Annotated in this window: 3 protein-coding genes and 1 pseudogene; all 4 read left to right on the forward strand. The window is 48.6% G+C overall.

The window, feature by feature from the left end:
- Positions 1-1,151: YfhO family protein (locus GSO_RS15480; protein ID WP_010489024.1), on the forward strand; the 1,151-nt coding region annotated here is incomplete at its 5' end.
- Positions 1,152-1,581: 430 nt separating this feature from the next.
- Entirely contained in the window at positions 1,582-2,412 is an 831-nt protein-coding gene (locus GSO_RS03450; RefSeq protein ID WP_010489026.1) for a PRD domain-containing protein, read from the forward strand.
- A 42-nt stretch (positions 2,413-2,454) separates the two neighbouring features.
- Positions 2,455-4,302, forward strand: a complete 1,848-nt coding sequence (locus GSO_RS03455) for a beta-glucoside-specific PTS transporter subunit IIABC (protein WP_010489028.1) — start codon at positions 2,455-2,457, stop codon at positions 4,300-4,302.
- Positions 4,303-4,316: 14 nt separating this feature from the next.
- Positions 4,317-5,767: pseudogene (locus tag GSO_RS15485) on the forward strand (glycoside hydrolase family 1 protein).
- Positions 5,768-5,829: the final 62 nt, after the last annotated feature.

The raw sequence follows: 5,829 nt of genomic DNA on the forward strand, positions 1-5,829 counted from the left end.
CCGATAGCCAACGCTCCATGGATGACCCGTATCAATATAATTTTAACGGCATCAGCACTTTTTCTTCGGTACTCAACACCAGTACTATCAACACCTTAACCAATCTGGGCGCGATCGGATCAGCCGGACGGGTCAAAAATAATGACCTCACTTGGCCTTTGGAAAGTCTGCTGGGCGTCAAACAACTATTGATCGTTAACACCCAGAGTAAGAAAACCGGGACAAAAGCCTATCAGCAAGTTGCCTCCCGTATCATCTCCAACCCACGCTACGACTTATCGGCTTACAAGCTCGTGGGCCACAATAACTATTTCAATATTTACCAAAATCCCGATGTCCTGCCGGTAGCCACCCAAATTTACCGGAAAATTCCAACTCAGGTTCAGGCCAACCCAGTGCTCCAGCAAAATGCCTATTTTGAAACACTGACACCTAAAGCAAACCAGACAATGCTGACAACCAGCGACTTTTCCGGCATCAGCGTCGACAACGTCAAGCCGCTCACGACCCTGACGAACGCCGTTGCGACCAAAGTCAACAAGAAAAATGCAGCTTCGATTACGTTAACGGTCAACCCCACCAGCGACCAGCAATATCTGGTCATGGGCGAAAACATGCGCAAGAACATGGCGATCAGTATCAACAACATTCCGGTTAAAAATGACCCCGACACTGGCAGCAAAACAGTTTCAATGCCGATCAACAGCACCAAACCGACCACGATCACGTTGACATTTAACCGTGGCCTCAATCAAATTGATCTCGATCACTTTGCGTTATACACACTCAATCGAACCGCGTTTAAACAAACCATTGCCACAGCCAAGCAAAACGCACCGCAACAACGCATTCAAAATGGTCGGGTTACCCTGACAACCAAGTCAAACAACAGTGGTTACATCATGCTGACCATTCCTTATGAAAAAGGCTGGCAAGTCAATTCCAAAAACGTCACCTTGCAAAACTACCGCGGATTCATCGGCCTCAAAGTCCCCACTAGCCGTTCGACGTTCACCTTAACCTATCACACGCCCGGCATCACCCAAGGCTGGTGGCTGACGATTATCGGCGTTCTGGTGGCTATTGGTGTCACCGTCTATGAATATTGGCCAAGCAACCAGCGCCATTTGAAGCAGACAAAACGAATTTGATCGTCGTGAGTTCATTTATCGACCAACGTAGAGGCTTTGTCTTTGCCTTGCTAGAAACGACTCCAAGCTGATAAATCTAGCTATGCTTCATTTAAATAAAAATAATAGCAATCCATGATTTTGTTCATCAATACATGGGTTTCTATTTATTTTTAAATTAATAAGTAGTAAACAAACTAAAAATATACAGAACTTTTAGCTCACATGGTTGCGTTTTCATCATTTGATTGCTAAAATGCAACTATCAACTGAATAAACAAGCGTATGTTACTGGTAATGCAGGCAAGACTTTGATCATCGTTTCGACATCAAACGATCTTCTTAATTTTGCCTGTTTTTTCTCGCTCCGAAATTTGGTCACCCCATTAACTACCTGCAAAGCCCCTCAGCTGCTAGGCTTAATGGCAAACTTCAAGAAAGGAGGAGTTGTGTGTTTCGCATCAAAAAGGTTCTCAATGTCAACGTAGTGCTTGCAGAACAAAACGGGGATGAATATATCGCCTTTGGCAAAGGCATCGGCTACCATCAAAAGGTCGGTGTCACCATCCCCGATACCGCTGTGTTCAAGAAGTTCATGCCACTAGATGACAGCCGCAAAAGCGAAATGATCCAATCGCTTAATCGCATTCCCGCGGTTTACATTAGCATGACGTCACAGATTGTCACTTATGCCGAAGAAAAACTACAGGCATCTCTGCTTCCTAGCATTTATTACGCCTTAACGGATCATCTTCATTTCTCGGTTCAGCGCTACCACGCCCAACAGGCATTGGGTAATCGGATTTACTGGGAGATGAAGACCTACTACCCTGATATTTTTACCATTGGCGAATACGGCTTAACCGTTGTGCGCGATACCTTAAAAATCACATTACCTAAGGAAGAAGCCGCCAATATCGCTTTTCATATTATTAATGCCACACCGGCTGCGACCGCCAAAGCCAATGTTTTGGAAGTCACCCAACTCGTTGACAACGTGCTGCAAGCCGTTCGCGCGCTCACCGGCGGCACGATTGTTACTACCAGCCTGCATTATGAGCGGTTCGTCACCCACATGAAATTCTTCGCCGAACGCTATCTAAGCAACACCATGTTGGAAGATGACGGCCAGTTGCTGGTCAATGTGTACAGTTTGTACCCCGAAGCGGCCAAAATTGCGCTCAAAGTCGACAAAACAATCATGGCCATTTACAATAAACCGCCGACAAAAGAGGAACTGGCTTATCTCATTATTCACATCCACCGTGTGTTAATCGGTTAAATCATCGTCACGCACTCAAACAACCCACCCAAGGAGGATCCTATGACTGACCAATTTAAAATTACCGATCGCATTATGCAGGCGGTCGGTGGCGTTGACAACATTAAAAGTCTTAGCCACTGCGCGACTCGCTTGCGTTTTGTCTTAATCGATAAAACCAAGTTCAACACTCAACAGCTTGAACAGATTCCCGAAGTGCTAAGCGCCGTCAGCTCAGGCGACGAATCCCAAGTCGTTGTTGGCGCCAAAGTGACTCAGTACTATGCCGAAATCATGAAAAACTACCCCATTCGCGAAAACAACGCCACTCCCGACGCAGCTGCGAGTTCCGAAAAGAATGTCCTAAAACGAGTTCTAAATGCCATTGTCAATATCATGGCACCCATCATCACCGTTTTAATTGCCGGTGGTTTATTCAAAGTGGTTATTGCCATCATGGCGCTTTGCGGACTTGATCCCAAAAGCGTGCCTTATTTAACCTTGAGCTTCATGGCGGACGCCGCGTTTTATTTTCTCCCCTTCATGTTAGCGGTCAGTGCAGCCAAAAAATTCAATACCAACACTTACTTGGCTATGATGATGGCCGGTGTCCTACTGCACCCTAACTTCACCGCAATGGTAGCAGCTGGCAAGCCCATTGCTTTGTTCGGCGCCCCAATTCGCCTTGCATCATACGGCGGCAGTGTCATTCCGATTATTTTAATCGTGTGGTTCATGAGTTATGTCGAACGGTTTGCGGAAAAAGTCGCACCGGACATGATTAAAACGATGCTTAAGCCGCTGCTGATCGCCTTGATCACGGCACCGGTTGCCTTAATCGTCATCGGCCCGATCGGCAGCATGATGGGCGATGGCTTATACGCGGCCATCTCTGTGTTGAACCGAAATGTTCCTTGGCTAGTGCCAACCCTCGTCGGTGCCTTCACCCCGCTACTGGTCATGGTTGGTATGCATGTGTCACTGCTTCCGCTGGCCACCCTGTCAATCGGGCGATTCGGATCTGAAACCATCATGGGTCCCGGCATGCTGGCCAGCAACATTGCCCAAGCTGGTGCTTCCGCGGCGATTGCCGTCCGTGAACGCAAAGCTCGTGGGCGCCAGATTGCCTTGTCTGCTACGGTGACGGCTTTATCCGGCATTACCGAACCGGCACTTTATGGCGTAACGCTCAAATACAAACGAGCCTTAGCCTGCGTCATCGTGTCTGGTGGGCTAGCGGGATTATATGCCGGCATCAGCGGCCTTGTCCGCTATTCGTTTGGTTCGCCAGGGATTTTCACATTACCGGTTTTCATTGGTGCCAACCCTGATAACTTCCGCTACGCTTTAATTACCGTGGCGATCGCTTTTGGTCTGACATTCATCACGACCTACTTTTTCGCTGTGGTGGCTGATTCACCGGCTACCTCAGCCGCTAAGCCAACCACTCAACAATTTAAAAGTGTGGTTACTGGCCGGATTGTTCCGCTTAGCCAGCTTGATGACGAGGTTTTCGCTTCCGGATCACTAGGTCATGGGGTGGCCATCGACCCCGAGGCTGACACCATTACGGCCCCATGCGACGCTAAAGTGACCATGGTTTACCCAACCGGTCATGCCATGGGGCTCACAACTGCCAATGGCCAGGAAATTTTAATCCACATTGGCATCAACACCGTCAACCTCAAAGGCCGCGGCTTCAAGACTTTAGTGGAACACAATCAGGAAGTTAAAGCCGGTCAACCGCTGGTGCAGCTGGATTTGCCTTTGATTCGTCAAGAAGGGTTTGATCCAACCGTGATCGTCTTGCTGATCAACACAGCTGCTCACCAGATTGACGTACACGACCAACCAACTGTCACCAATGAAGATGCGTTACTCACCCTTCGTCAACCGATGCCTGAGGCTTAAAAAGGAGCAAGTGTATGACAAAAACTAATTTTCCAGAAGGCTTCCTATGGGGCGGTGCGACAGCCGCTAACCAACTAGAGGGTGCCTACGATGTGGACGGCAAAGGCCTTTCAACCAGCGATTTACTTTTAGGCGGCAGCGTCAACGTGCCGCGCAAAATCACCCGCACCGTCGACCCAGAAGCATTTTATCCAAGTCATGACGCGATCGACCACTTTCATCGGTTTAAAGAAGATATCGCGTTGTTTGCAGAAATGGGTTTCAAGGTCTATCGATTCTCGATTGCCTGGACCCGCATTTTCCCGACTGGGTTGGAAACCGAGCCTAACGAAGCCGGCTTAGCCTTTTATGATCAGCTGATCGCCGAGCTTAAACGGCATGATATCGAACCATTAGTTACGATTTCGCATTTTGAGTCGCCGATTGGCCTGACCAAAGCTTTCAACGCCTGGGCTTCGCGTGACATGATTGCTGCATATACCCGTTTTGCTGAAACCATCATCAACCGCTACCATCACGATGTTCGTTACTGGTTGACTTTTAATGAAATCAACATGCTCACCCGACCAATGGGTGCTTACCTGGCTGGCGGCATGTACGTTGACGACTCGGACCGATTCATCAGTCCCGATACCGACTCCGAGCAGTTGCGCTTGCAGGCGCTCCACCACCAGTTTGTCGCTAGCGCCTTGGTGACCAAATTCGCCCACGAGCTGGATCCGCAGCTTCAAATCGGTTGTATGCTTGCGTACCGAATGCTGTATCCGTACACCAGCCATCCGGATGACATCGCCATGGTTCAACGCGCTACCGAATTCAACAATTTTTATTGTGGCGATGTCCAAGTTAAAGGCCACTACCCTTATTTCGCCCGCCGCTACTGGCGCGATCATCATCTTCATATCGACATGGCACCGGAAGATGCAGCCACGCTTGCTGCAGGAACGGTTGATTTTTATACCTTCTCCTATTACCAATCCAGCACCATGACCTGCACAGGTGAAGGCGAAAAAACCGGCGGCAACTTCTTCAGCGGCGTCAAGAACCCTTATCTGGAACGCAGCGAATGGGGCTGGGAAATTGATCCCCGCGGCCTCAGAACCGCACTCAATCAAATCTATGACCGCTATCAAGTGCCGTTAATGGTCGTCGAAAATGGCTTCGGCACCCGCGATCAACTCATTGAACAAAATGGTGTCAAAACCGTCAATGACGATGCTAGAATCGCCTATCTTAAAGCGCACATTCAGGCGATGGGAGCTGCGATTAAGGATGGCGTTGATCTTGTTGGCTATACGTCATGGGCACCGATTGACGTGATCTCAGCCAGCACTGGTGAAATGGCCAAGCGGTACGGCTATATCTATGTTGACAAACATGATGAGGTACCGGGACTTTAGCTAGGTACCGTAAGAAGTCGTTTTATTGGTATCAGCAAGTGATTCAGCATAATGGGCTTGGGTGAATTTTAAGATGACCAAAAACCACCTGTAGAGGGCTTGAAGCCTTGCAGGTGGTTTTTTATAT

This window comes from Lacticaseibacillus zeae DSM 20178 = KCTC 3804 (assembly GCF_000260435.1).
GTDB classification, from domain to species: Bacteria; Bacillota; Bacilli; order Lactobacillales; family Lactobacillaceae; genus Lacticaseibacillus; species Lacticaseibacillus zeae.

What these genes read in the sequence shown, in the direction of transcription:
- GSO_RS03455 (WP_010489028.1), top strand. Translation starts at nt 2,455, where the DNA reads ATGACTGACCAATTTAAAATTACCGATCGCATTATGCAGGCGGTCGGT.